Genomic DNA, 23,042 nt, shown 5'->3' on the forward strand with positions numbered 1-23,042 from the left:
CCTCGCGATGTGGCGCTCGTCGCACGGACGAACCGGTCATTGCGGTGAACGTTTGGACCCGGCCGTGCGTAGACCCTGCGAGAGCGACGAACACGTCGAGTCAGGATGGGTGCCAGGTGAGCAGCGCGAGCGGGGAACGGCCACCAGCAGTCTGCGCGGCGAACAATGGCCCAGAGCCGCCGGTCGCGTTGAACACCGAGCCGGGTGTGGAGGCTGCCTACCGCCGGTATCGCCCCGAACTGCTCGGCTTCGCGATCCGGGCTCTGTCCGATCGGCACCTGGCCGAGGACCTGGTCCAGGACACGTTCACCCGGGCCTGGAGGTCGGCCGGCACCTTCGATCCTGCCCGGTCGTCGGTGCGGACCTGGCTCTTCTCGATCGCGCGCAACGGGATCGTGGACGCCTTGCGCCGCCGGCATCGCCGGAATCTGGGAGAGACGTCCAGCGGCGAGGCGCTCGCCGAGCGGTCCCGATCAGATCCGATCGAGCGTCTCTTGCTCACAATCCAGGTCAGGGAGGCTCTGGACCGGCTCAGCCCCGAACACCGCCACGTCATCGTGGAGGTCCACTACCTGGGTCGCACCTGCGCCGACCTCGCCGCGGAGCTCGGCGTCCCGGCCGGCACCATGCGAAGTCGCCTCTTCTACGCCGTCCGAGCCCTGCGATCGATTCTCGAGGAGAACGGATGGCTGGCCTGATGAACCCGCGATGTCAGACGGTACTGCCGATCCTGACCGAGCTCTTGATGAGGTCGCAGCCCCTGCCTCGCAGGATCGGCGCTCACCTCGACCGATGCTTGTTCTGTCAGGACGAGGCGATCCAGATCCGGCGGACGGTGGAGACTCTGCGAATGGCCGGCTCCCCCGAACCGGCTCTGGCTGCACGGCAGCGATCAGACCGGCCGGCGGTTCACCGCCGTACGCGATCGGTCAGACGGGCCCTGGTAGGCGTCACGATGGTCCTCGCCCTGTTGACGGTTCCCGGCGCGCTGCTCTCGGTCGAGAACCAGAAGGAGGCTGTTGCGATCAAGAAGCTGGGACCGATGGTCGAGCAGCCCTGGGGAACCGAGATCGAGGTGTCGGTGTCGGGATTGGTGCCCGGACGCCCGTACCGACTGATGACTGCCGACGCCGATGGCCACCGGGTGGCCGCAGGCAGCATCGAGGTGGCCGAACGGCGGCCGGTGCGAGCTCGTCTCGTCAGCGCTCAGCGCCGCCACGTCATCACCTCGTTGCTGGTGGAGAGCCGGCCCGGCGAGGTCATCGCCGTACTCGCGGTGCCGTACCACGGCTGACACTTCGCGTGCGGCGGTCCCCGGACACGACGCAGCCTTGGAAGAACTGGTTGTCCGCGTTCCACCCGGCGTGGGTCTCTGCGCAGAAGCCGTCAGCACCGAGGGAACGGGCTGGCCTCAGCAGCACCCACAGCCGCAGTCGCAATAGGCCAGGTTGACCGGCGTCGCATTGGCCGGCGCGGTGCCACGCGATGCGAGGGCGATGGATCGGCCGGTGAAACTACTGAAAGCCAGCACCATCGGTGCGTTGCCGTTGGCATCGGTGTTGAAGGTGACCAATGCACTTCGTTGGCCGTTTCGGCCGACGGAGTAGGCCTGATAGGTGGTGTTCGGTGTGAGACCTCGGGCTTGCAGCTGAATCATGTCAACCCCGGCGACCGGGCGAACGGTGCCTTCCAGCGCTCGTCCCTTGACCGGGTCCAGGCGCTGCCCGGCCCTCCCGTCGGGCAAAGTCGTGGCAACAGATCGTGCCTGCTGCCCGAGGCCTTGGCGAGTCAGGTTGGGAGCCTGACCGGACGGGGCAGCGCTTGGTGCGTAAACGACAGCTTGTGGTTCCTGGCCGCTCGGAATGGTCTTGATGATCTTCATGGTGGCCGTATCGATCACGTCGATTCGGTCGGACTTCTCGAGACCGACGTAGATCCGGCTGCCGTCCCCACTCGCCGCGACGCCGTGAGGTGCGTGGCCGGTGTTCTGCACGCGTTTCACCAGCCTGCTGGTGCCGTTGTCGCGCCGGTAGACCAACGTGTGGTCAAGTCCTCCGACGGACAGGTAGACGTACTTGCCTGCCGGAGTGTCGGCGAACTGAGGGTGGTTGGTGTCAGGGCCGGTGGTCAGGACCTGGGCGACTCTGCGGTGGACGAGATCGACGACGCTGATCTTGCCCGCCCTCTTGTGCGACGCCCACAGTTCGGTGCCGTCCGGCGAGATCGCCTCGTCGGAAGAGAAGGCGTCTGCGAGTCCGGTGATCCGGTCGACGATTCGGCGGCTCGCGACATCGATCACGGTGATCTGCGGCATGGTGATGTGGTTTACGTAGGCCAGCTTTCCGTCTGGGCTCATCACGACCTTCGATGGACCTTGGCCGACGGGAAGATTGGCGATCACTCCACCGCGCACCGCATCGACGATCGTGAGGGTGTCGCGGGCGCGGGCCGCGACCCAGAACTGCTTTCCGTCCTTGGTGAAACTGCCCTCGTGCGATGCGCGCCCGACGTCGGTCCTGGTCGCCACCTTGTTGGTTGTCGTGTCGACGATGTCGACTGTGTTACTGGTCACGCTCACCACCGCGAGGCGGTGGGTCTCGCCGGAGAAGGCCAGGCCGTGGACGCCGACGGATTCGAGGTACTGAGGGCTGAATACCGCCCCCACCCGCTGAGTGCCGAGCGGGATCGAGCCCAGGGTCCGGTTCGTGGACGGGTCGATCACCGTGACCGTGTTCGATGTCTGGTCCGCAACGTAGAGGCGGTCCTGACGGGTGATCGGAATCGGTTTGTTGCCGGCGGCGACAACAGTTGGCGATGCCGCGTCGGCCACCGGGATCTCACCGATGACCGCGGGGACGAGCGCGCCGGCTCCGAGTGCAAGCCCGGCAGCCAGTACCCCGAAAGTGCGATGAACAGACACAAGACTCCTTCGAAGTGTTTCTGCGGATACGCAAGGAGATACGCGGCCCCCAGTCAGAACGTTGAAGGGCGCCCGGCGGGGATTGGCGAAACGACGAACGACCTCGGGTTGAACGTTTCGGCCGGGTGGCGCGTAGACCTCCTCGGCAGCACCCCGAACGGAAGGCTGGTGTGAGGACTTGGTGATCGGTGATGGCGCACAGCAAGATCCCGAGTCCGACGGGACCGGTTTCGACCCGGTGGAGACGCTGCGGACAGAGCGCGGCGTAGAGGCGGCGTACGGGCGATACGGTGGGGAGTTGCTGGGTTTCGCGGTCAACGCGCTGGATGATCGCGAACTGGCCGAGGAAGTACTGCAAGAGACGTTCATCGGAGCCTGGCAGTCGGCGGATAGGTTCGATCCGTCGCGCGCCTCGTTGCGAACCTGGCTGTTCGCCATCGCACGCAACAGAGTGGTGGATGCGGTCCGCCGACGCAAGGTTCGCGCCGGCGGCATCGATGCCGAGAGGGTTGCCTCGAGCGATCAGCCGTCGGATCCGATCGACCATCTGCTGATCAACATCCAGGTGGGCGAAGCGCTTCGCCGGCTGACGCCGGAACATCGCGAAGCAGTGGTGGAGGTCTACTACCTCGGCCGTACCTGCGCGGACCTCGCCGACGAGAAGGGAATCCCCGCCGCGACGATGCGAAGCCGGCTGTACTACGGCGTGCGGGCGTTGAGGATCATCCTCGAACAGAACGGATGGATGGCCCAATGACCCCTGAATGCGAGCTGGCCCGGACCGTTTCCACAGAGCATCTGCTGCTTGCTCGACCGCTGCCGGACGCCGTCGCGCAGCACCTCGCTGGTTGCCTAGCCTGCAGCGCGGAAGCCGACGGCGTCCGGCGGACGATCGCCACCCTGGACTTGGCGCAACGACCAGGAGGCGGAGCAGTCGCGCTTGGGTTGCCGCCGGCGGGACGCGTCGTACCAGTCTTGTCGAGGCCCAGGAATCCACGGCCGGTGCGCCTACGGGGAAAGATCCTCGCAGCGGTCGCCGCTTCGTTGCTGGCGGCAGGATCTTTGCTGCCCAGTACGTTCACCGGGAACCAAGCCCCGCAAGCAGCAGTCTCGATCGCGAGGGTCGGCAAGATGGCCCCGTATCCGTGGGGTACCGAGATTTCGCTGTCGTTGTCAGGTCTCCAGCCCGGGCGGACCTACCGGCTGATGGCTGCAGATGCCCAAGGCATCCGAATGGCCGGCGGAAGCGTGATGGTCTCGACACCCCGGCCTGTCCAGACCAGGATGTCCACAGCGATGCGACGAGACGCGATCACGACCGTGCTGGTCGAGGACCAGGACGGCCGGCTGGTTGCCAGCCTGCTGGTCTGATCAGCGGCGTGTTGTCTGCGGAACGCAGCCCACGACAGCGTGGGCCGTGCCGCACCGGTCAGGTGCGGCACGGCCCACTAGGTAGAACGGTCAGCGCAGCCAGGGGAAGCGGCGCACGATCGCGGTCTGGCTCCAGTACCGGCCGAGGCCCCAGACGTTGCCAGCGGCAACGAGAGCGAGGACGACCAGCGTGATGGCGCCCAGGATGTGGTCGTCGATCACCGGGTTGTTCTCGGGGGGCAGCACAGCGGACCACATCAGCAGATAGAGCAGCGCGCCGGAGGCGGCGGCGATGCGGGTGCCGATCCCCAGGGTGAGCGCGAGGCCGATCCCAGCCAGGCCGACCATGAACAGCGGGCTGACCCAGAAGTCGCCGACCAGTGAGTGGTAGAAGTCCGCGAACGGGCCGGTCGCGCCCTTGCCGAGGAATCCGGCGGTCGGGTCGCCGCCGTCGATCCAGCCCTTGCCGGCCGGGGTGGCGTAGCCGAGGCCGAAGACCTTGTCGACGAAGGCCCACAGGAAGGTGAGGCCGAACGCTATCCGCAGGACGGCGAGTGCGCGGGCGGCGGCGGTACCGATCCGAGCCGAGCGGTCGCCGGCCGGGGTGGTGCTGGTGTCGACGACGGGGGTGTCGATGGTGTGGTGGGGCCGGTGGCCGAGGATCGTCATGGTCAGTTCCTTTTCCGGGATGCTGGTTGATACCTTCATCCTCGGCGCCCCGACCACCGTGCCGGCAGGGGCGACAGTCCCCATCTGAACTACCCAAGGACCTCTGACGCCGGGACCTGAGGTCAAGGTGCCCGGGACTCGCAGCACGTAGTGCACGTGGTGATCGAGCCCGATCAGCTCAGCGGCCGCCGGATCCGGACCGGGTTTTGCTCGGGCGAGAGTTGGACTGCCGGTTCACGACTTACGAAGCCTGGCCCGCTCCACGGCGTAAACCGCGGCCTCGGTCCGGCGTTCCATGTTCAGCTTCCGCAGCAGCCCCGAGACGTAGTTCTTCACCGTCTTCTCGGCCAGGAACATCGTCTGGGCGATCTGCCGGTTGGTCTTGCCGGCCGCGATCTCCTCCAGGATCTTCCGCTCCTGCTCGGTCAGCGACTTGTACCGCGGATCGTCGTCCTCCTCGGCCGGGTGCCGCAATCGCTCCAGCACTGCCTTGGTCATCGCGGGATCGAGCAACGACTCCCCCGCCGCCAGCCGCCGGACCGCGCCGATCAGGTCTGTCCCGCTGACCTGCTTCAGCAGGTACCCGGACGCGCCGGCCATGATCGCGGTGAAGAGCGCCTCGTCGTCGGAGAAGGACGTCAGCATGAGGCAGGCCGGCGGCTCGTCCATCGCCGACCGGATCTCCCGGCACACCGTGATCCCGTCACCGTCCGGGAGCCGCACGTCGAGCACCGCGACATCCGGCCGCAGGGCCGGCACCTGGGCGATCGCGTGGGCTGCCGTGCCTGCGTCGCCGACCACCTCGATATCCGGCTCGCTCTCCAGCAGCTGACGCAGGCCGAGCCGCACCACCTCATGGTCGTCGAGCAGGAACACCTTGATCGTCATCAGCCCTCGCCTAGGGTCAGCGTCACTTCCGGTTCAGCGTAATCCTTCTCGACGGCCGACGCTGAGGGCGGACCGCCAGGTCGCCGGCACGTCGGCGGGATCAGAGACAGGACCAGCCCCATGGTGGCACCGGAATCGTGCGTCATGCGGACCGCCGCCACGGGTGACGCCGGATCGGGCTGATGAACTGCCGCAACTCACGGCCGACCAACTCGCCCCACTCTCGCGCGCGCTCCAGCTCGGCATCGGAAACCGGGCCGATGGAGTCGTCCACGTAGAAGCTGCTGGGGTCGGCGATCGTCGTGAACCCGTGCCGCCGCAGCGCCCTGACCGCCGCCTTCGCCGCAGATCCGGGCAGTCGACGGACCTTGGTGACCCGGGTGTCGAATGTCGCCACCACCGCACGCCTGCTGCCGCCGGCGAGACCGTCGATCCATTCCCGGATACCGGTCTTCGCCGGCATCACCACGTCACCCTGCGATGACGCGTCGGCCCGCGTCGACGCGCGACTCATGCTGAACGCATGGGTCGGACCGCCGACAACCAGCAGCCGTACGTCGTGCGGCAGGCTCGCCGGGCACCGATCGACCCGGACCACGTCGGTGTCGACGGCCCGCTCCAGCCCGTCTCGGATCGCCAGGGCGACCTTCTCGGTATTGCCGAACATCGACTCGTAGACAATGAGTGCGCGGACGTCGTTGTCGGACATGGTCAGCTCCATCTCAGTATGTCGGTACGGCGACCTCAGCGCGCCGGGAGTGCCGCTCCTCGCCCAGGCAGGTCTGTTCGGCCTCGGTCAAGTGGTGGGCGACGATCGCGACCGGGCAGGTCATCGCGGCCGGCCAGGTGCAGGTTCGCCTGGGCGGCGATCAGCCGGTGCGGGCCGCAGGCCCGGGTCCGGCCCACGATCGCAGCGCTTCCGTGCAGGCGTAGTCGACGATCCCGCAGCCCCCCGGCGCTGCAGTCGACCTCGATGACGACGGATCCGGTGCGTGCCCAGATACTCATGTCCAGCCTCCACTTCCTTGGTCGCTTCCAGCGTCCCGCGAGCGGTGCCACCGGCGGCAGAGCCGCGCTACCTGAACTGCGGGGCCGGACGGCAGCACGCCGTGGGACCTTCGTCCCGTCGGAGCTTCGGTTCACAACGGCGCGGCGGTTACGTACGGTGTAGTGGTGACAGGGAAATCCGGAGATCGGCGGGCTGGTTGGGACGAGGGCGCGCTGGAGTTCGCCGCTCTGTCCCGGGTCAGGTTGGACGCCCTGCTGCAGGAGTTGCTCGGCCGCGTCGACGAGATCATGGACTCCCAAGAGCGGCTGCGCGCCCTGCTTGACGCCGTGGTCGGGATCGGCGCCGACCTCGACCTGAACAGCACCCTCGACCGCATCGTCACCGCCGCCTGCGAGCTGGTCGGCGCGCAGTACGGCGCACTCGGCGTGGTCGGCCACGACGGCAAGCGCCTGTCGCGCTTCATCACCCACGGTGTCACTGCCGACCAGATCGCCGCGATCGGGCCGTATCCCGAGGGGCACGGCATCCTCGGCCTGCTGATCGATCACCCGGAGCCACTGCGGCTGACGGACCTGGCCGAGCATCCCCGGTCGTACGGGTTCCCGGCCGATCACCCGCCGATGAAAAGCTTCCTCGGTGTCCCGATCCGCACCAATGAGTACATCTTCGGCAACCTCTATCTGACCGAGAAGGCCGACGGCGCCGACTTCACCGAGGACGACGAACGCACCGTCACCGCGCTCGCTGCGGCCGCCGGGGTCGTGATCGACAACGCCCGCCTGTACGCCGACACCGAGCGCCGCCGCCGCTGGCACGAGGTCACAGCCGAGATCACTCAGCTCATGCTCGGCGAGTTCGACTCCCAGGAGGCGCTCCAACTGATCGTCACCCGGGCCCGGGAGGTGTCCGGTTCACTGGTCGGTGCCGCGCTGCTCAGGCAGGGCGACAGTCTTGTCGTGGAGGTGGTCGACGGTCCACCCGAGTTCCGGAACTACGTCGGCCGCGTGATCGCCCTGGACCAGCCGGGGCTGGCCGACGTACTGAACAGCGACGGCCAGGTCGTGATCGAAAACGTGGCCGCCCTGGTCAAGGAGAGCGGGCAACTGAGCGACGCGCCCGAGCTCGAACGTCTCGGCCGGACGATCCTGGCACCGCTGCCGACGGGCAGCAGCGACACCGGCGGCCTGCTCGTCGTCGCCGCGGCGGCCGGCGTCCCGATGACCGTGACACCGGGCACCGACCTGGTCCGGATGTTCGCGAACCAGGCGACGCTGGCACTCGACCGCGCCCAGGCGCAGCGCGATCAGTCTGTCCTGGCAGTCCTGGAAGATCGCGACCGCATCGCGCGCGACCTGCACGACCTGGTCATCCAGCGCCTCTTCGCTACCGGCCTTCAGCTGCAGGGGATGCAGCGGATGGTCCGGCCGGAGGTACAGGAGCGGATCAGCCGGGCCGTCGAGGACATCGACACCACCATCCGCGAGCTCCGCGCGGCGATCTTCGAGCTGCACCACCGACCTGGCGAGATCTCCCTGCGCGCCGACGTCCAGGACCTGGTCGCGGAGTACGCCGAACCACTCGGCTTCCGGCCCCGCCTGGTGTGCACAGGGCCGCTGGACACCGCCGTTCCGGCCACCGCGCGGCCGCAGATCCTGGCCGCGATCCGGGAGTCCCTCTCGAACGTCGTCCGGCACGCGCGGGCGAGCGACGTCCTGGTCGAGGTGACCGCCGGCGGCGACGAGGTCGTTGCCCGGGTCACCGACAACGGCATCGGCATCGCCGACAACACCCGGCAGAGCGGCCTGCGCAACCTGCGGGAACGAGCCGAGGCGCTGGGTGGCGCAGTGCGGCTGACCGCCCACGAGCCGCACGGCACGGTACTGGAGCTCCGCGCGCCCCTCACCGCGCGCACCGGCTGATCATCGCCGATCAGGAGTCGTCGCGCGGTTCGTGGACCACCGCCACCGGGCAGTCCGCGTGGTGCAGCAGGCTTTGGCTGACTGAACCGAGCAGCAGCCCGGCCACACCGCCGCGCCCACGGGATCCGACCACGGCCAGCGAGGACTCGGCGGTCAGCTCGGTCAGCTTGCTCGCCGCTCGCCCCTCGACCACTGACGCGCGAACCTGGACCGACGGGTACTTGCCGTCGTACGGTGCGAGGCTCTCGGCGAGCCAGTCGCGCAGAAGGTGCCGGGTGCTCTCGATCGGGGCCTCGTGGCGGTCCTGCGGCTGCCAGCAGTACACGACGTTCAACGCCGTACCGGACCGTTCGGCCTCGTCGAAGGCGAAGGCCAGCGCCTCGTCGGAATCCGCCGATCCATCGGTACCCACCAGGATGGGCCCGGTCCGCCGGTCACCGCGGACCACGACGACCGGGCGGTCGCACTTCGCCGTGACGGCGGTCGCCACTGAGCCGAGGATCGCGGCCGACAGCTTGTTCCGGCTCCTTGTGCCGACCACAACCAGCTCGGCGTCGGCCCCTTCGAGCAGGATGGCATCGGCAGCCGCCTGCTGGGTCAGCCAGCCGGACCCGTTCTGGTAGCCCAGCCGGTCCCGGACGAAGTCGACCGCCGCGTCCAGCTCGGCCTGATACAGCTCGACCGGCGGCGGGTCGGGGATGTATCCCTCGGCGCCGATCGCCGGCCACTGGCTGACCTGGCTCAGGTAGGCGCGGACCACCCGTACCGCCAGCCCCCGCCGCCCGGCGGCGTCGACCGCCCAGCGCAGCGCCAGCTGGCCCTCCGGCGTTCCGTCGATACCGACCAGGACGTACTTCGTCGCGTTCTCCATGCTCCGACCTCGTTCGCTCGCGGTGATCTCCTTCTCAAGTCCACTCTCATGCCCCGAGAGCTCGCCGGCCAGAGGCCTGCGGCCCACATCGCCAGGTGCCATCGGTCCCGCAGGTTCAGGGCCTCGGACTCTGAGGTGTGGTTCGGCCCCAGGCTTCTATGGGGTGGAGAGGGATCGGAGGCGACTGAGGATGACTGTGAAGGACCAGATCACCAGTAGGCGGGAATCAACGGCGAGTGCTGCGCGTCGTTTTGATCAGGTGGGTCTTGAGGTGCTCGCCGACTCGGAGTGCCTGCGGCTGATCGCCTCCGTGCCGGTGGGACGACTTGTCTTCACTCGAGGCGGACTGCCGGCGGTCCGATTGGTGAACTTCTTCGTCGACGAGAACACGTTGGTGTTCGCAACGGCTGACGGCGAGAAGTACCGCGCCGCGGAGCGCGGAGATGTCGTCGCCTTCGAGGTGGACGACTTCGATCCCGAACGGCATCTGGGCTGGACCGTTACGGCACTGGGACACCTGTCCGTGGTCGATCCTGATGAGGCGCGGGCGGCACGGCGCACGCTGCCGTTGCGCCCTTGGGCGCCGGCGGCCGATCGGTACCTGATCCGGCTGGGTATCGAGTCGCTCGAGGGTCGCCGACTGTTGCCGTGGGGTCAGCGACCGCACAGCGTGACTGTCGCGGATGACGACGACTGAGACCGAGCACTGCGTCCGCCCGCGAGGATGTCCGCGCCCCCACGCAGCCTTCGAATCTGTGTCGCGATCAGTGGCCGGAGCCTGGCCGCACTGACGAACTCAAAGGTCCCTCACACGCTCCCGTTCGTCATGTCAGACTGACGATGCCTTAGCGGTCCCAGCCACGGCGCGGGGTGTGGGCGCCGACTTGGGGGTCGCGGCTGCGGTAGACGATGTAGGGCCTGGTCAGGTAGCCGAGTGGGGCACTGAAGACGTGGACCAGGCGGGTGAAGGGCCACAGGGCGAACAGTGCCATGGCAGCGAGGCCGTGGAGCTGGAAGCTCAGTGGCGCCGCGGCCATCAGATCCGGATGCAGCGAGAAGCGGAAGATCCCGCGGAACCAGACCGAGACGCCCTCGCGATAGTCGTAGTGGCCGAAGATGTTCGCGACGACCGTATTGGCCAGGCCCAGCAGGATCACGGTGGCGAGGACCAGGTACATCACCTTGTCCATCCGGGTGGTCGCGGAGAAGACCGGCCCGACCGTTCGGCGCCGGTAGATGAGGATGGCCATCCCGACGATGGTGCCGAAGCCTGCGACGGCGCCGATGGAGACGGCGAGGAAGTGGTAGAGGCCCTCGGGTATGCCGACTGCCTCGGTCCAGGATTTCGGTACGCCTAGGCCCATCACATGGCCGAGGAAGACGGCGAGGATGCCGAAGTGGAACAACGGGCTGCCCCAGCGCAGCAGCCGGTCCTCGTACAGCTGCGACGAGCGGGTCGTCCAGCCGAACTTGTCGTAGCGGTAGCGCCAGAAGTGACCGACCACGAAGATCGTCAGACAGATGTAGGGGATGACGACCCAGAGGATCTCGTTCATCGGCGGGCTCCCGGGAAGGTCGGCATCGGCAACGTCACGGGGTCGAAGGCAGGGGTCGCGTACGGTGTCAGCCCGACTTCTTCCTGCGGCGGGCCTTCGGCCGCGAGCCGCTGGATGGCGGCCCATTCGTCGCCCCGCAGCGGCGGCAGAGTCGCTGTCACCGCTTCCAGCGCGCCAAGCCACTTCGAGCCGGCGTCCGCCAGGGAAAGCCTGAGCAGCTCGAGCCCGGCACGGTGGTCGAGCAGCAAACCCCAGCCAAGCCGCTGGTCGACCGTCGCCGCATATTCCAGTACTACGCACAAGTGGTCGGGCAGCTCGGACTCGTCGAGAATGAAGCCGGACCGCAGGTACGTCTGCTTGAAGCGGAGCAGTGCTACCCCGCGGCGTCGAGTGTCGCCGTGAGCGAAGTAGGTCAGGAAGAGGTTGTGCCGGCGCCTCGTGTCGAAGGTCTCGACGTACTCCTGCTGGAGGGCCGGCAGGCTCGACGACTCCAACTCGCGGATGGTGGCGCGCAGCGGATCGCCGACGGCACCGGGAAGCCGCTCGGCCAAAGAACTGATCAGATCGAGCCGCGACAGCAAGATCTCGTCGGGATAGTCAAGCAGCAGTGACGCCGCCTGCCAGGCGACCGCCCGCTCGTCGGTGGGCAACCCCGGTGCCGGATGCTTGCCGCTCATTTCAGGTCAGCTCCCCCGGTCAGTCCGCCCGTACCACCGGGACCGGTCGAGCCATGGTCGTCCGGGTCGGTCGGCATCTCGCCGGCGGCCGGTCGCGGGCCGTCGGGCCTGGGCGGGAACATCCCGCTCGGGGAACCTTTCCCATCCCAGTTCAGCAGGTTGACGCGGCCACTTCGACCGGCTGGTGCAGCCATCGTGTCGGTGGTCTGGCGATCCTGCAGCATCTGGAAGTTCTCGACCGCGATCGGGGTCGGTGTTCCCGATCCTTCGCCGAACGGTCCGGAGCCGCCCATCCCCGGGCCGCCTTCGTAGTCGAGCGAGCACTCGGTCGCGAGCTCTTCCAGCGAGTGTGCCTGTTCGGTGTGCGCGGACGGGATCACGTAGCGTTCGTCGTACTTCGCCAAGGCCAGCAGGCGGAACATGTCGTACATCTCTTCCTCGGTCATGCCGACCGACTCCGGAATGGAGCTGTCCGGGTCGCGGCCGAGGTTGATGTCGCGCATGTACGAACGCATCGCGGCCAGCTTGCGCAGTACCAGGTCGACCGGAGCGACGTCGCCGGCGGTGAACAGTTCCGCCAGGTACTCGATCGGGATCCGCAGGGCGTCGATCGCCGCGAACAGGTTCCCCCGGTCCTCGGGATCCTCGCCGGTCTCCTTGATCACGTCCACGACCGGCGACAGCGGCGGGATGTACCAGACCATCGGCATCGTGCGGTACTCCGGATGGAGCGGCAAGGCCACCTTGAATCTGTTGATCAGGGCGTAGATCGGCGACCGCTGAGCCGCCTCCACCCAGTCGTGAGGAATGCCGGCCCGCTCGGCCTCTCGCCGCACCGCCGGGTCGGACGGGTCCAGGAAGACACCACGCTGCGCCTCGTACAGTCCGTGTTCGTCGGTCGTCGAGGCAGCCTCCAGTACCTTGTCGGCGTCGTACAGCATCAGACCGATGTAGCGCAGGCGGCCGACGCAAGTCTCCGAACAGACGGTCGGCAGCCCCACCTCGACGCGCGGGAAGCAGAAGGTGCACTTCTCGGCCTTGCCGGTGCGGTGGTTGAAGTAGACCTTCTTGTACGGGCAGCCGGAGATGCACATCCGCCAACCCCTACAGCGATCCTGGTCGACCAGAACGATGCCGTCCTCGGACCTCTTGTAGATCGCGCCACTCGGGCACGACGCGGCACACGACGGATTCAGGCAGTGCTCGCAGATCCGCGGCAGGTAGAACATGAAGGTCTGCTCGAACTCGAACTTGACCTTGTCCCCGACCTTCTTCAGCACCGGGTCACGTTTCGCCGTCGTCGCGGAGCCGCCCAGGTCGTCATCCCAGTTCGCCGACCAGCTCACCTTCATGTCCTGGCCGGACAGCAGCGACTTGGGCCGGGCGACCGGCGTGTGCTCCTGGGCCGGCGCGTCCGTGAGGGTCGCATAGTCGTAGGTCCAGGGCTCGTAGTAGTCGTGGATCGAGGGCATCTTGGGGTTCGAGAAAATCGTCAGCAGCTTCTTCAGCCGCCCGCCGGCCTTCAGCGTCAACCGGCCGCGCCGGTTCAGCTGCCAGCCGCCCTTCCAGGTCTCCTGGTCCTCGTAGGTCCGCGGGTACCCCTGTCCAGGCCGAGTCTCGACGTTGTTGAACCACACGTACTCCGTACCGGTCCGGTTGGTCCAGGCCTGCTTGCAAGTCACCGAGCAGGTGTGACACCCGATGCACTTGTCGAGGTTCATCACCATCGCCATCTGCGCCATCACTCGCATCAGTACTGCACCTCCTGCGACCGCTTGCGGATGACGGTGACCTCGTCGCGCTGGTTCCCGGTCGGGCCGAGATAATTGAAGGCGAACGACAGCTGGGCGTATCCACCGATCAGGTGGGTCGGCTTGATCAGCAACCGGGTGAGCGAGTTGTGGATCCCGCCGCGCTTCTTCGACGTCTCCGCGATCGGTACGTCGATCAGCCGGTCCTGCGCGTGATGCATGTAGACCGTCCCCTCGGGCATCCGGTGCGAGACGATCGCCCGGGCCACGACGACCCCGTTGCGGTTGACCGCCTCGATCCAGTCGTTGTCCACGACACCGACCTTGGCCGCATCCTGGTCGCTCATCCAGATCGTCTGACCGCCGCGGGACAGCGACAGCATGAACAGATTGTCCTGGTACTCGGAGTGGATCGACCACTTGCTGTGCGGCGTCAGGTAGCGAACCGTCACACCGAGCTCGGTGACCGATCCGATCGCCGGCTCCGCGAACAGCACACCCATGTCCAGCGGCGGCCGGTAGACCGGCAGGTTCTCGCCGAGCTCGGCCATCCAGTCGTGATCGAGGAAGAAGTGTTGCCGTCCGGTCAGCGTGTGCCAGGGCTTGAGCCGCTCGACGTTGATCGTGAACGGCGAGTACCGCCTGCCACCGGTCTCGGAGCCGGACCACTCCGGCGACGTGATCACCGGCGTCGGTGCGGCCTGGGTGTCGGCGAAGGTGATCCGCTTGCCCTCGTGCTCGGCCGCCAGGTCGTGCAGCAGCTTCCCGACTCGCTTCTCCAGTGTCTTGAACCCCTCGGTGGCGAGCTGACCGTTCGTCGTACCGGAGAGGGCGAGGATCGCTTCGCAGGCGTGCACATCGCGCTTCAGCGACGGCCTGCCGTCACCGGGGCCGCCCCGGACGGCGCCGTTCTTCGCCCGCAGGTAGTCGACCGAATCCCTGACGTCGTACGTGACGCCCTTGGTCGTCGCGCCGAGCTTCTCCATCAACGGCCCGAGGGCTGCCATCTTGGCCCCGACAGCGCCGTAGTCCCGCTCGACCTCGACCAGCTTCGGCATCGTGACCCCCGGCACCGGCTCACACTCGCCGGCCTTCCAATCCCGGACGACGCCGTGCGGATTCGCCATCTCGTCGGCGGTGTCGTGCAGCAGTGGCACCGCGACGACGTCGTGGCGGACGCCCAGATGCTCGGCGGCCAACTCACTGAACTTCTCCGCGATCGTCTGCCAGGCGTCCCAGTCCGTCCGGGTCTGCCACGGTGGCGCGATCGCAGGGTTGAACGAGTGGATGAAGGGATGCATGTCGGTGGTGTTGAGGTCGTGCTTCTCGTACCAGGTCGCGGCGGGCAGGACGACGTCGGAGAACAGCGTCGTACTGGTCTGCCGGAAGTCCAGCGTCAGCAGCAGGTCCAGCTTTCCTTCCGGCGCGTCCTCGTGCCACTCCACCTCGCGAGGGCGGCGACCCTCGGGCGCCTCGCCGGCGCGCAGCGACGAGCCGGCCCCGAGCAGATGCTTCAGGAAGTATTCGTTGCCCTTGGCGGACGAGCCGAGCAGGTTCGCCCGCCAGACCGACAGGATCCGCGGGAAGTTCTCCGGTGAGTCCGGGTCCTCGCAGGCGAAGCGAAGGTGACCGGACTTCAGTTGGTCCACCACGTGGTCGGCCACCGGCCGGCCGGCCGTTTGCGCCTCGTCCGCGAGTTCGTGCGGATTCCGGTTGAAGGTCGGGTACGACGGCATCCAGCCCAGCCGGGCGCTCAGAGCGATCAGGTCCGCGGTCGACTTCCCCGCAAGCTGGCCCTCCCCCGTCTTCGCGGCCAACGTGTCCGCGCCGAAGTGGTCGTAGCGGAACTGGTCGGTGTGCAGGTACCAGTACGCCGTCTGAATCATCTGCCGCGGCGGACGCGCCCAGTCGAGCCCGAAGGCGAGTTGGGCCCAGCCGGTCACCGGACGGCACTTCTCCTGCCCGACATAATGCGCCCAGCCGCCACCATTCACCCCTTGGCAGCCGGTCAAGGTGGTCAGCGCCAGGAACGCCCGGTAGATCGTGTCGGAATGGAACCAGTGGTTCGTGCCGGCACCCATGATGATCATCGACCGGCCCTTGGAGTCCTCCGCGTTCTGTGCGAACTCCCGGGCGATCCGCGCCGCCGCCGACGCCGGTACGCCGGTGATGCGTTCCTGCCACGCCGGCGTGTACGGGGCGTCCGCATCGTCGTACGACGAGGGCCACTCACCGGGCAGTCCGGCGCGGGCTACACCGTACTGGGCGAGCATCAGGTCGAACACGGTCGTGACGAGGTGTCCATCGACCCGGCGGGCCGGCACCCCACGCCGGACGTCACCACCTGATCCGTCGCCGGTGTCGAACCTCGAGACCTGGACGAGGACCGCCTCCGCCTGTTCACCGGACAACGTCAGGGCCGGGTCGGTCTCGCCGGGATCGAGGTTCCATTTCCCTTCGCCGGCCGCCCCGAAGCGATGGCCGAGTGACCCGTTGGGCACCACCGGGGCACCGGTGCGGGAATCCAGCACGACCGTCTTGAACTGCGCGTTCTCCTCATCATCGAAGGCCGGAAGATCGGCCGCGGTCAGGAACTTCCCCGGCCGGTAGACGCCGTCGCTCGCCTCGTCGAGGCGGATCAGGTACGGCAGATCGGTATATGCCTTGCCATAGGCAACGAAGTACGGCGTCTCGCGGTCGACGAAGAACTCCTTGAGAATGACGTGTCCCATCGACATCGCCAGCGCCCCGTCGGTTCCCGGTGCCGCCGGCAACCACTCGTCGGCGAACTTCACGTTGTCGGCGTAGTCGGGCGCGACCGCGACGACCTTCTGGCCGCGGTACCGCGCCTCGGCCATCCAGTGCGCGTCGGGTGTACGGGTGACCGGCAGGTTGGAGCCCCACATGATCAGGTAACCGGCGTCCCACCAGTCCCCCGACTCCGGTACGTCGGTCTGGTCGCCGAACACCTGCGGAGACGCCACCGGCAGATCGGCGTACCAGTCGTAGAACGACAGCATGGTGCCGCCGATCAGCGAGGTGAACCGGGCGCCGGAGGCGTGCGAGACCATCGACATCGCGGGGATCGGCGAGAACCCGGCGATCCGGTCCGGCCCCCATTTCTTCAGCGTGTGCACGTAGGCGGCGGCCACCATCTCGGTCGCCTCGTCCCAACTCGCCCGCACCAGCCCGCCTTTGCCGCGAGCGGACTTGTACTGCGCCGCGCGGGCCGGATTGCCGACGATGTGAGCCCACGCGGCCACCGGGTCACCGTGCTGCGCCTTGGCTTCGCGGTACATCTGCAACAGCACGCCCCGGATGTAGGGGTAGCGGATCCGCGTCGGCGAATAGGTGTACCAGGAGAACGCCGCGCCCCGGGGACACCCGCGCGGCTCGTACTCCGGCTTGTCCGGTCCGACGGAAGGATAGTCCGTCTGCTGGGTCTCCCAGGTGATGATGCCGTCCTTGACGTACACCTTCCACGAGCACGACCCGGTGCAGTTCACCCCGTGCGTCGAACGCACCACCTTGTCATGGCTCCACCGATCCCGGTAGAAGTCATCGGCCTGGCGGCCACCAGTCTTGTGCAACGTCCGCAGATCGTCCGACACCACGCCCTTGGTGAAGTACCGGCGAGTGCTGACCAACGCCTGACTCAATCCTCCATCCAGACCCATCTCGCGCTTGTGGTTCTTCCCGTCAGGGTGAGCCTCAGTGCTCATACAGGTTCCTTCGCTGATCGAGTCGCGCCCTCAGGCTGCTGCTTGGTTCGCGGTGCTTCTGACGATGGTCAGGGTCAGAACGAGAGTCAGGGCTGCCGTGACGGACAGCAAGGTCAGACCGATCGCGTACGAGTCGGTGCGGCCGTAGACGTAGCCCATGATCAGCGGCGGCACGAAGCCGCCGAGGCGCCGGCCGCGCCGACCAGCCCGGTCACGCCACCGACACGAGCGGGATCGGTGACCTTGGCAACCAGTGCGAACGTCGCGCCACTGCCGGCGCCGAGTGCGGCAGCCAGGGACAAGAACGCCACCGTGCCGACGTGCTCGAGCAGCGGCGTGGTGGCGGCGACGGCCGCGCCGGCGACGACGACCGCGTAGCAGCCGGCCAGGACGGGCACGGGACCGAACCGGTCCGACAGCCAGCCGCCGATCGGTCGCATCAGGACGGCGACCACGACGAACCCGGCCATGCGGTTGGCCGCGTCCGCGGCGTCCAGGTCGTACGCGGTCTTCAGATAGGACGGGAGATAGACCGAGAAGGCGACGTATCCGCCGAATGCGACGGCGTACAGGACGCAGGCCTGCCAACTGATCGGCAGCTTCGCGTTGGCGATCACTCGGGTCAGAAGTGAGCCCTGCGGAGGCTTGCGGCCCGGTGCGTCTCGCAGGACCAGCCACGCCACCGCGGTGTAGATCGCGAGGGCGACGGCGGTGAGCAGGAACGGAGTACGTTCGCCTGCGCCGGTGTACAGCTTCACGGTGGTCAGGGCGCTGATCGCTGTACCACCCATCCCCGCGCCGAAGACGCCGATCGCCAGTCCACGGCGCTCGGGCGGAAACCAGGCGTTGACGAACGGCACCCCGACGGCGAACGCCGTCCCGCCGATGCCCAGGAAGAGCCCGCCGAGCAAGAGTGCATCGAACGACCGCAGGCCGATGAAGCCGATGAACAGCACCGGTAAGATCGTCGCGGCCGAAACCAGCGGGAACATCACCCGGCCGCCGAATCTGTCGGTGAGCGCACCGACCGGGATCCGGCCCAGTGAGCCGACGATGACGGGTACAGCGACCAGCAACGCGACATCGGACTCCGACAGCGTGCCCAGCGTTCCCTCGGTCCGGAACAACGGCCCCAAAGGGCTCAGCAGGGCCCAGGCCCAGAAGTTCACGGCGAAGCCAACGGTGGCAACGGCCAGCATCAACCCGGCCGACCTGGTCGGGCCGACAGCGGGAGGCGCCACCTCGCTGCCCGAGCTGGCGACGCTTGGGGGGTCCACGTTCATCGTTGGCCTCCGGCGCTCACACAGGACGTGCCCAAACCGCGGACAGGCAAACCGCGGTCGTGGGCCGACACCTCGATCTTCCCCGTGGCGCCTGGCCGCCGCCAGGGCCGAAGTGCCCGGATGACCGGGACCGATGCCACCACGCTGCCGCCCGGACAGGACTTTCGACTCTGGTCTCCGGGCCGCGCCGCATGACAGCGTTGATAGATCAGCCAAGGGAGGGGATTCGGTCGATGTCTGTTCAACATCCCGCCGAGCCGGCCACGGCTGAGTTCACTTTGGCTCCGGAGCCGACCGGTGGACGGAGCTTGATCGAGCTGGATCCGGCGGAGGCCTTCGAACTGCTGGCCGGCGCCGGCTACGGACGCATCGTGTTCTCCCACCACGCGTTGCCGGCGATCCGGCCGGTGAACCATTTCGTCAGCGACGGCCAGATCATCATTCGCAGCCGGCTGTCCGCGACCGTCGCCGGCGCGACCGGCACCGTGGTCGCCTACGAGGCCGACGACCTCGACCCGCTGCGCCGGCTCGGCTGGAGCGTCGTCGTGACCGGCATCGCACGGACCATCGACGACCCGGCCCGCGTCGCTCGCTACGAGCAAGCACTACGCCCCTGGGTCGAACTCCCGATGGACGTCGTCATCGCCATCCAACCCGAGATCATCACCGGCTACCGGCTCGTCGAGACTTCCGCCGGGTCGGACGTCACCAGGTAGACCAGGGAGCAACACCGCGGTTGGGGCCGCTTCCCGCCGGTCGCCATCGTCAGGTCCCGTTGGCGGCCTCGGACTGGCTGGACCCGATCATCACGTCGCTGCTCCCGCCCATGCCGGCTCGCCGGATGAGGTCGGATACCAGGTCGTGGCCCTGAACGATGGTCTCGTCAAGGGTCCGCATGCCGACGTGGTACGGCGGCCAGACAGAGAACAACATGCCTCCAGAGTTCAACGCCACACACCTTCAGCGCAGGGCCGAAGGTCCCTTCCCCGTCCGCCTACCGACCCGCGATGTCGGTCCCCACTGAGCCTGATCCAGGGTCGTCGTCGGCCCTGCCGAGAGACTCTGCCGGGCATCGTTCGTGCCGAAGGGCCTGAACATTTGGGACCGATGCCCGATGCGAGGGGCAATCCCGCAACCGCAGGCTGGAACTGCGGCAAAGGTTGCCGCCCCAGCGGAGTCGAAGGAACCCTCATGTCTGCAGACGAGCTGTCGATGGAGCAGATCGACCTGCTGCTCAAGGCCGCCGTCGCGGCGCCGAGCATGCACAACACCCAGCCCTGGCGGTTCGAGATCGACCGGCACGCGATCAACATCTACCTGGACGGATCCCGCGCGCTGCCGGCCGAGGACCCGACCGGCCGCGCGATGCGGATCGCCGCCGGCGCCGCGACCTTCAACCTGCGCTGCGCCGCCGCGGCGATGGGCTGCGGCAGCTGGTTCGGCCTGATGCCCGATCGCTACGACCCCGACCTGGTCGCCCGAGTCGTCGTCGAGCCGATCAACGAACCCGATCGCGTCCTGAAGCAGCTCGCGCAGGAGATCCCGCGCCGGCACACCAGCCGCGAGCCGGTCCGGCCGGTCCACCTGGCCGCTGAGGTCCGGGCACTGCTCAGCAAGGCGGCCATGACCGAACAAGCCGAGCTCACCTGGCTCCCGGCGCCAAAGGTCAAGGAGGTCCTCGACCTACTGGTCGACACCGATCTCCGCGAGATCGGCGACTGGCACCGCCGCGCCGAACGCGCCCACTGGGTCGGCGGCGAGCGCAGTACCGACGGCGTGCCGAGCTCGGTGCTCGGACCACGGTCCGCCGCCTACCCCTCACCTGTTCGCGACATGGGCACCAGCCCGACCGACCAGACCCGCTCGCGGGCCGTCTTCGAAGCAGACCCCGTCCTCGCGGTGCTGTCCACCAACGCAGACACCAGAGCCGACCAGGTCGCCGCCGGCCTCGCGCTCCAGCGAATGCTGCTCACCGCAACCCGAGAAGGCCTCAAGGCCTCCTTCCTCAACCAGCCACTCGAGTACGACGACCTCCGCCGCGCGGTCCAACGATCCACCGGCAAGCCCGGCCACGCACACATGGTGATCCGCTTCGGCCACAGCACCGTCACCGCCACGACACCGCGGCGACCGGTCTCGGCGTTCGTTCCTGCCCACCAGGAGTCGTCATGACCGACATCAACGCCCTGCTGGCAGAGATCGCCCGCTGGGAGCAAGAACTCGCCATGCTCGAGGACGAGGCCACCGCCGAAGGCTGGACGACGCCGGAAAAGCTGCTCTTCACCATGCAGCGGACCGTGGACACCTACCGCCGGCGAGTCCTTCCCCGGGTCACCACGGACGGACTGACAATGCGGCCCGCGAGCACCGCCGACCAGGCCCCCGCGGCCTTGACCGCCTACTCCGCGATCGTCGCCGACGAACTCACCCAACTCGTCGACACGCTGGAGGAACTACGAATCGAACTGATCCGGTTCGGCCAGACAGCCGAACTCCAACTCCAGGCCGCCGAGACCCTCGCAGCCCTCCGAGCCCTGGTCCGAGTGCTCGTCCGCATCGGCCAGGAGGTGCAGATCCCAGGATTGGCCACGCACCTCGCGCCGGAGCAATCCGCTCAGCTGACAACCGCCGTCCACGCCTACGAGAAAGACCTGCGATGACGAACGGAGTACTGCCCGCGGTCAGTTCCTCGGCGAGACGGGCCTGGAGATCGAACACGTCCGCCTGACCGGCCCGGCCGCCAGAGACGCCGAACATCGATTGGCAGAGTTCGCCCGGCCTGCCACCTTCGACGGCCAGGTGATCACCGACCAGGCCCGGCTACGGCGTCTTAGTCGGGGATGGCTCCGAGGCTCATGTTCGCCATGGTGCCTGCGATTCCGCTGGCCCGGTCCGAGGCGATGAACGTGACGATCTCGGCCATTTCCTGGAGGCTTGGCAGGCGTTTGCGGTGCGTGCGCCCGGCGACCATGTCCTGGAATTGGTCGCGGGTGATTCCGTGTGCCTTGGCGTGGATGCCGAAGACCTCCTCGATCGTGCCGCTGTCGGGCATGCCCTGGGCGCGGACGCCGGCCACGCGAACGCCGTACGGCGCGAGCTCGACTGAGAGGTCCCTGATCAGGGCCTCCTCGGCCGCCATAGCCAACGCGACGCCACCCATGAGGGGATTGGCGATCCGGGAGGGAATCGAGGTCACGGTCATGATCACCCCCGAGCCCTTCGCCGTCATGTGCCGGCCGGCAAGGCGGGCGGTCAGGAAGTTGGCTCGTACGTGCTCGGCTATCGGCCGCATGAAGTCGTCGACGTCGAGATCGACGAGGGGAACGCCCTGCAGGGTGGTATTGCGGAGCCCGACCGCGTTGAACGAGATGTCGACGCCGCCCGCCTTCTCGATCACGGTGTCGAGGTGCGCGGCCACGGCGTTCTCGTCGAGCGCGTCGACCTGCGCGGACTCGGCCACGCCACCGACCGCACTGATCTCCTTGGCGAGTAGCTCTGCCTTCGACAGGGTGCGGCCGGTGAGAAAGACCCGTGCCTCTTCGCGCGCGAAGGTCTTGGCGACGGCGTGACCGATGGCGCCGCCGGCTCCGTAGATCACGGCGGTCTTGTCCTGGAGCAGCAGACTCGTGTTCATGGATTGCCTTCCGTTACTGGTTCTGCGGCGCGGGGACGAGGGCCGCGTTCTCGCGCTCGAGCGCCTTGACCGCACCGCTGTTCCAGCTGTCGGCAAGCGCCCGCGAGAAGGGATCGGGGAAGATCTCGTCTTCTCCCTTGGCAAGCCCGTCGAGGATGGCCCGGGCTACCGACTGCGGTGACGCCTTCGGAATGTCGAGGTCACGCACCATGTCAGTGTCCACGGGACCGGGCAGCACGGCATGAACGTCCACGCCCTGACCGGCGAGCGTGGCACGCAGGGACTGCGTTAACGAGAACGCGGCCGCCTTCGAGATCGAGTACGCAGGACTGATCGGCACGGCAGCCACCGCTGCCAGCGACAGCACATTGACGATCGCGCCCTTCGACTCGACAAGTCGAGGCAAGAGTGCCTGGATGACGCCATAGGGGCCGAAAAGGTTAACCTCAAGATGCCGCTCCAGGCCGGCTCGATCGGCCAGGTCTTCATAGCCGTACACGCCCGCGTTGTTGATCAGGACGTCGAGTGAACCAACCGTTTCCGAAGCGGCGGCGATCTGTCCGGCGTTGGTCACGTCGAGGGTCAGCGGCGTGACGCGCTCATCCGTGTGGGTGAAGGGCTGGCGGGTGCCGGCGTAGACCCCTTTGGCGCCTCTGCTCAGCGCCTCGTCGACCAGCGCCTTCCCGATGCCGCGGCTGGCTCCAGTCACCAGGACCGTCTTGTCCGCGAGTGTCATGCGTTCTCCTCGTCAGGTGGAAATCGAACTGTCGAG

At 67.7% G+C, this 23,042-nt stretch carries 24 protein-coding genes; 9 read left to right on the forward strand and 15 right to left on the reverse strand.

Annotation, left to right across the window (positions count from 1 at the left end):
- Window positions 1-116 precede the first annotated feature (116 nt).
- Both ABD255_RS40580 and ABD255_RS40585 read left to right on the forward strand, forming a co-directional pair.
- Window positions 117-698 (forward strand): sigma-70 family RNA polymerase sigma factor, encoded by a 582-nt coding sequence (locus ABD255_RS40580; RefSeq protein ID WP_344222167.1) that lies wholly within the window; start codon window positions 117-119, stop codon window positions 696-698.
- A 257-nt stretch (window positions 699-955) separates the two neighbouring features.
- Window positions 956-1,294, forward strand: a complete 339-nt coding sequence (locus tag ABD255_RS40585; protein ID WP_344222168.1) for a hypothetical protein — start codon at window positions 956-958, stop codon at window positions 1,292-1,294.
- A 117-nt stretch (window positions 1,295-1,411) separates the two neighbouring features.
- On the opposite strand, the gene ABD255_RS40590 is transcribed toward ABD255_RS40585, so the two are convergent.
- Window positions 1,412-2,920 (reverse strand): beta-propeller fold lactonase family protein, encoded by a 1,509-nt coding sequence (locus ABD255_RS40590; protein ID WP_344222169.1) that lies wholly within the window; start codon window positions 2,918-2,920, stop codon window positions 1,412-1,414.
- A gap of 181 nt (window positions 2,921-3,101) precedes the next feature.
- On the opposite strand from ABD255_RS40590, the gene ABD255_RS40595 reads away from it, so the two are divergent.
- The gene (locus ABD255_RS40595) at window positions 3,102-3,677 is read left to right on the forward strand and encodes a sigma-70 family RNA polymerase sigma factor (protein WP_344222253.1); all 576 of its coding nucleotides are present in this window, start codon (window positions 3,102-3,104) and stop codon (window positions 3,675-3,677) included.
- A 245-nt stretch (window positions 3,678-3,922) separates the two neighbouring features.
- Window positions 3,923-4,291: a hypothetical protein gene (locus ABD255_RS40600; RefSeq protein ID WP_344222170.1), complete on the forward strand. Its 369-nt coding sequence runs from the start codon at window positions 3,923-3,925 to the stop codon at window positions 4,289-4,291.
- A gap of 90 nt (window positions 4,292-4,381) precedes the next feature.
- Here the strand turns inward: ABD255_RS40600 and ABD255_RS40605 are convergent, their stop codons facing one another.
- The 4 genes from ABD255_RS40605 to ABD255_RS40620 form a co-directional block, all read right to left on the reverse strand.
- Window positions 4,382-4,999, reverse strand: a complete 618-nt coding sequence (locus ABD255_RS40605; protein WP_344222171.1) for a hypothetical protein — start codon at window positions 4,997-4,999, stop codon at window positions 4,382-4,384.
- Window positions 5,000-5,194: 195 nt separating this feature from the next.
- Window positions 5,195-5,848 (reverse strand): response regulator, encoded by a 654-nt coding sequence (locus ABD255_RS40610; protein ID WP_344222172.1) that lies wholly within the window; start codon window positions 5,846-5,848, stop codon window positions 5,195-5,197.
- A gap of 142 nt (window positions 5,849-5,990) precedes the next feature.
- Window positions 5,991-6,557 (reverse strand): flavodoxin family protein, encoded by a 567-nt coding sequence (locus ABD255_RS40615; protein WP_344222173.1) that lies wholly within the window; start codon window positions 6,555-6,557, stop codon window positions 5,991-5,993.
- Window positions 6,558-6,592: 35 nt separating this feature from the next.
- Window positions 6,593-6,856, reverse strand: coding sequence for a hypothetical protein (locus tag ABD255_RS40620; protein WP_344222174.1), 264 nt, complete (start codon window positions 6,854-6,856; stop codon window positions 6,593-6,595).
- Between the two features lie 165 nt (window positions 6,857-7,021).
- On the opposite strand from ABD255_RS40620, the gene ABD255_RS40625 reads away from it, so the two are divergent.
- Entirely contained in the window at window positions 7,022-8,776 is a 1,755-nt protein-coding gene (locus ABD255_RS40625) for a GAF domain-containing sensor histidine kinase (RefSeq protein WP_344222175.1), read from the forward strand.
- Between the two features lie 10 nt (window positions 8,777-8,786).
- On the opposite strand, the gene ABD255_RS40630 is transcribed toward ABD255_RS40625, so the two are convergent.
- A complete protein-coding gene (locus ABD255_RS40630; protein ID WP_344222176.1) occupies window positions 8,787-9,647 on the reverse strand; it encodes a universal stress protein in 861 nt (286 codons plus the stop codon).
- Window positions 9,648-9,837: 190 nt separating this feature from the next.
- Between ABD255_RS40630 and ABD255_RS40635 the strand changes: the two genes are divergently transcribed.
- A complete protein-coding gene (locus ABD255_RS40635) occupies window positions 9,838-10,344 on the forward strand; it encodes a pyridoxamine 5'-phosphate oxidase family protein (protein WP_344222177.1) in 507 nt (168 codons plus the stop codon).
- 148 nt (window positions 10,345-10,492) lie between these two features.
- On the opposite strand, the gene narI is transcribed toward ABD255_RS40635, so the two are convergent.
- From narI to ABD255_RS40665, 6 genes are all read right to left on the reverse strand, one after another.
- Window positions 10,493-11,203, reverse strand: coding sequence for a respiratory nitrate reductase subunit gamma (gene narI, locus ABD255_RS40640; protein WP_344222178.1), 711 nt, complete (start codon window positions 11,201-11,203; stop codon window positions 10,493-10,495).
- Complete coding sequence (gene narJ, locus ABD255_RS40645; RefSeq protein WP_344222179.1) at window positions 11,200-11,880, reverse strand: nitrate reductase molybdenum cofactor assembly chaperone; 681 nt, start codon at window positions 11,878-11,880, stop codon at window positions 11,200-11,202. The genes narI and narJ overlap by 4 nt, the downstream gene beginning before the upstream one ends.
- On the reverse strand, window positions 11,877-13,631 hold the full coding sequence (gene narH / locus ABD255_RS40650; protein ID WP_344222180.1) for a nitrate reductase subunit beta: 1,755 nt from the start codon (window positions 13,629-13,631) through the stop codon (window positions 11,877-11,879). Before narH ends, narJ begins: the two co-directional genes overlap by 4 nt.
- Window positions 13,631-17,308 carry a nitrate reductase subunit alpha gene (locus ABD255_RS40655; protein WP_425554645.1) on the reverse strand — a complete coding sequence of 1,226 codons (3,678 nt, stop codon included), beginning with the start codon at window positions 17,306-17,308 and terminating at the stop codon, window positions 13,631-13,633. The genes narH and ABD255_RS40655 overlap by 1 nt, the downstream gene beginning before the upstream one ends.
- A gap of 75 nt (window positions 17,309-17,383) precedes the next feature.
- Entirely contained in the window at window positions 17,384-17,527 is a 144-nt protein-coding gene (locus ABD255_RS40660) for a hypothetical protein (protein WP_344222182.1), read from the reverse strand.
- Window positions 17,515-18,636: an MFS transporter gene (locus ABD255_RS40665; RefSeq protein ID WP_344222183.1), complete on the reverse strand. Its 1,122-nt coding sequence runs from the start codon at window positions 18,634-18,636 to the stop codon at window positions 17,515-17,517. The genes ABD255_RS40660 and ABD255_RS40665 overlap by 13 nt, the downstream gene beginning before the upstream one ends.
- 233 nt (window positions 18,637-18,869) lie before the next feature.
- On the opposite strand from ABD255_RS40665, the gene ABD255_RS40670 reads away from it, so the two are divergent.
- Window positions 18,870-19,352 (forward strand): pyridoxamine 5'-phosphate oxidase family protein, encoded by a 483-nt coding sequence (locus tag ABD255_RS40670; RefSeq protein ID WP_344222184.1) that lies wholly within the window; start codon window positions 18,870-18,872, stop codon window positions 19,350-19,352.
- A 49-nt stretch (window positions 19,353-19,401) separates the two neighbouring features.
- Here ABD255_RS40670 and ABD255_RS40675 read toward each other — a convergent pair whose 3' ends face one another.
- A complete protein-coding gene (locus ABD255_RS40675) occupies window positions 19,402-19,569 on the reverse strand; it encodes a hypothetical protein (protein ID WP_344222185.1) in 168 nt (55 codons plus the stop codon).
- Between the two features lie 258 nt (window positions 19,570-19,827).
- Here ABD255_RS40675 and ABD255_RS40680 point away from each other — a divergent pair, with 258 nt between their 5' ends.
- Complete coding sequence (locus tag ABD255_RS40680) at window positions 19,828-20,808, forward strand: Acg family FMN-binding oxidoreductase (RefSeq protein WP_344222186.1); 981 nt, start codon at window positions 19,828-19,830, stop codon at window positions 20,806-20,808.
- Window positions 20,805-21,296 (forward strand): hypothetical protein, encoded by a 492-nt coding sequence (locus ABD255_RS40685; protein ID WP_344222187.1) that lies wholly within the window; start codon window positions 20,805-20,807, stop codon window positions 21,294-21,296. Before ABD255_RS40680 ends, ABD255_RS40685 begins: the two co-directional genes overlap by 4 nt.
- Window positions 21,297-21,466: 170 nt before the next feature.
- Here the strand turns inward: ABD255_RS40685 and ABD255_RS40690 are convergent, their stop codons facing one another.
- Both ABD255_RS40690 and ABD255_RS40695 read right to left on the reverse strand, forming a co-directional pair.
- Complete coding sequence (locus ABD255_RS40690; RefSeq protein WP_344222188.1) at window positions 21,467-22,270, reverse strand: SDR family NAD(P)-dependent oxidoreductase; 804 nt, start codon at window positions 22,268-22,270, stop codon at window positions 21,467-21,469.
- A gap of 13 nt (window positions 22,271-22,283) precedes the next feature.
- The gene (locus ABD255_RS40695) at window positions 22,284-23,006 is read right to left on the reverse strand and encodes an SDR family NAD(P)-dependent oxidoreductase (protein WP_344222189.1); all 723 of its coding nucleotides are present in this window, start codon (window positions 23,004-23,006) and stop codon (window positions 22,284-22,286) included.
- Window positions 23,007-23,042: the final 36 nt, after the last annotated feature.

It is taken from the genome of Kribbella sancticallisti, assembly GCF_039530625.1.
GTDB lineage: Bacteria > Actinomycetota > Actinomycetes > Propionibacteriales > Kribbellaceae > Kribbella > Kribbella sancticallisti.

Coding starts and splice junctions, on each gene's coding strand:
- ABD255_RS40585 (WP_344222168.1), top strand. CDS start 956: ATGGTCCTCGCCCTGTTGACGGTTCCCGGCGCGCTGCTCTCGGTCGAG.
- ABD255_RS40605 (WP_344222171.1), bottom strand. CDS start 4,999: ATGAAGGTATCAACCAGCATCCCGGAAAAGGAACTGACCATGACGATC.
- ABD255_RS40610 (WP_344222172.1), bottom strand. CDS start 5,848: ATGACGATCAAGGTGTTCCTGCTCGACGACCATGAGGTGGTGCGGCTC.
- ABD255_RS40615 (WP_344222173.1), bottom strand. CDS start 6,557: ATGTCCGACAACGACGTCCGCGCACTCATTGTCTACGAGTCGATGTTC.
- ABD255_RS40620 (WP_344222174.1), bottom strand. CDS start 6,856: ATGAGTATCTGGGCACGCACCGGATCCGTCGTCATCGAGGTCGACTGC.
- ABD255_RS40630 (WP_344222176.1), bottom strand. CDS start 9,647: ATGGAGAACGCGACGAAGTACGTCCTGGTCGGTATCGACGGAACGCCG.
- ABD255_RS40635 (WP_344222177.1), top strand. CDS start 9,838: ATGACTGTGAAGGACCAGATCACCAGTAGGCGGGAATCAACGGCGAGT.
- narI (WP_344222178.1), bottom strand. CDS start 11,203: ATGAACGAGATCCTCTGGGTCGTCATCCCCTACATCTGTCTGACGATC.
- narJ (WP_344222179.1), bottom strand. CDS start 11,880: ATGAGCGGCAAGCATCCGGCACCGGGGTTGCCCACCGACGAGCGGGCG.
- narH (WP_344222180.1), bottom strand. CDS start 13,631: ATGCGAGTGATGGCGCAGATGGCGATGGTGATGAACCTCGACAAGTGC.
- ABD255_RS40655 (WP_425554645.1), bottom strand. CDS start 17,308: ATGGGTCTGGATGGAGGATTGAGTCAGGCGTTGGTCAGCACTCGCCGG.
- ABD255_RS40665 (WP_344222183.1), bottom strand. CDS start 18,636: ATGAACGTGGACCCCCCAAGCGTCGCCAGCTCGGGCAGCGAGGTGGCG.
- ABD255_RS40670 (WP_344222184.1), top strand. CDS start 18,870: ATGTCTGTTCAACATCCCGCCGAGCCGGCCACGGCTGAGTTCACTTTG.
- ABD255_RS40675 (WP_344222185.1), bottom strand. CDS start 19,569: ATGTTGTTCTCTGTCTGGCCGCCGTACCACGTCGGCATGCGGACCCTT.
- ABD255_RS40680 (WP_344222186.1), top strand. CDS start 19,828: ATGTCTGCAGACGAGCTGTCGATGGAGCAGATCGACCTGCTGCTCAAG.
- ABD255_RS40685 (WP_344222187.1), top strand. CDS start 20,805: ATGACCGACATCAACGCCCTGCTGGCAGAGATCGCCCGCTGGGAGCAA.
- ABD255_RS40690 (WP_344222188.1), bottom strand. CDS start 22,270: ATGAACACGAGTCTGCTGCTCCAGGACAAGACCGCCGTGATCTACGGA.
- ABD255_RS40695 (WP_344222189.1), bottom strand. CDS start 23,006: ATGACACTCGCGGACAAGACGGTCCTGGTGACTGGAGCCAGCCGCGGC.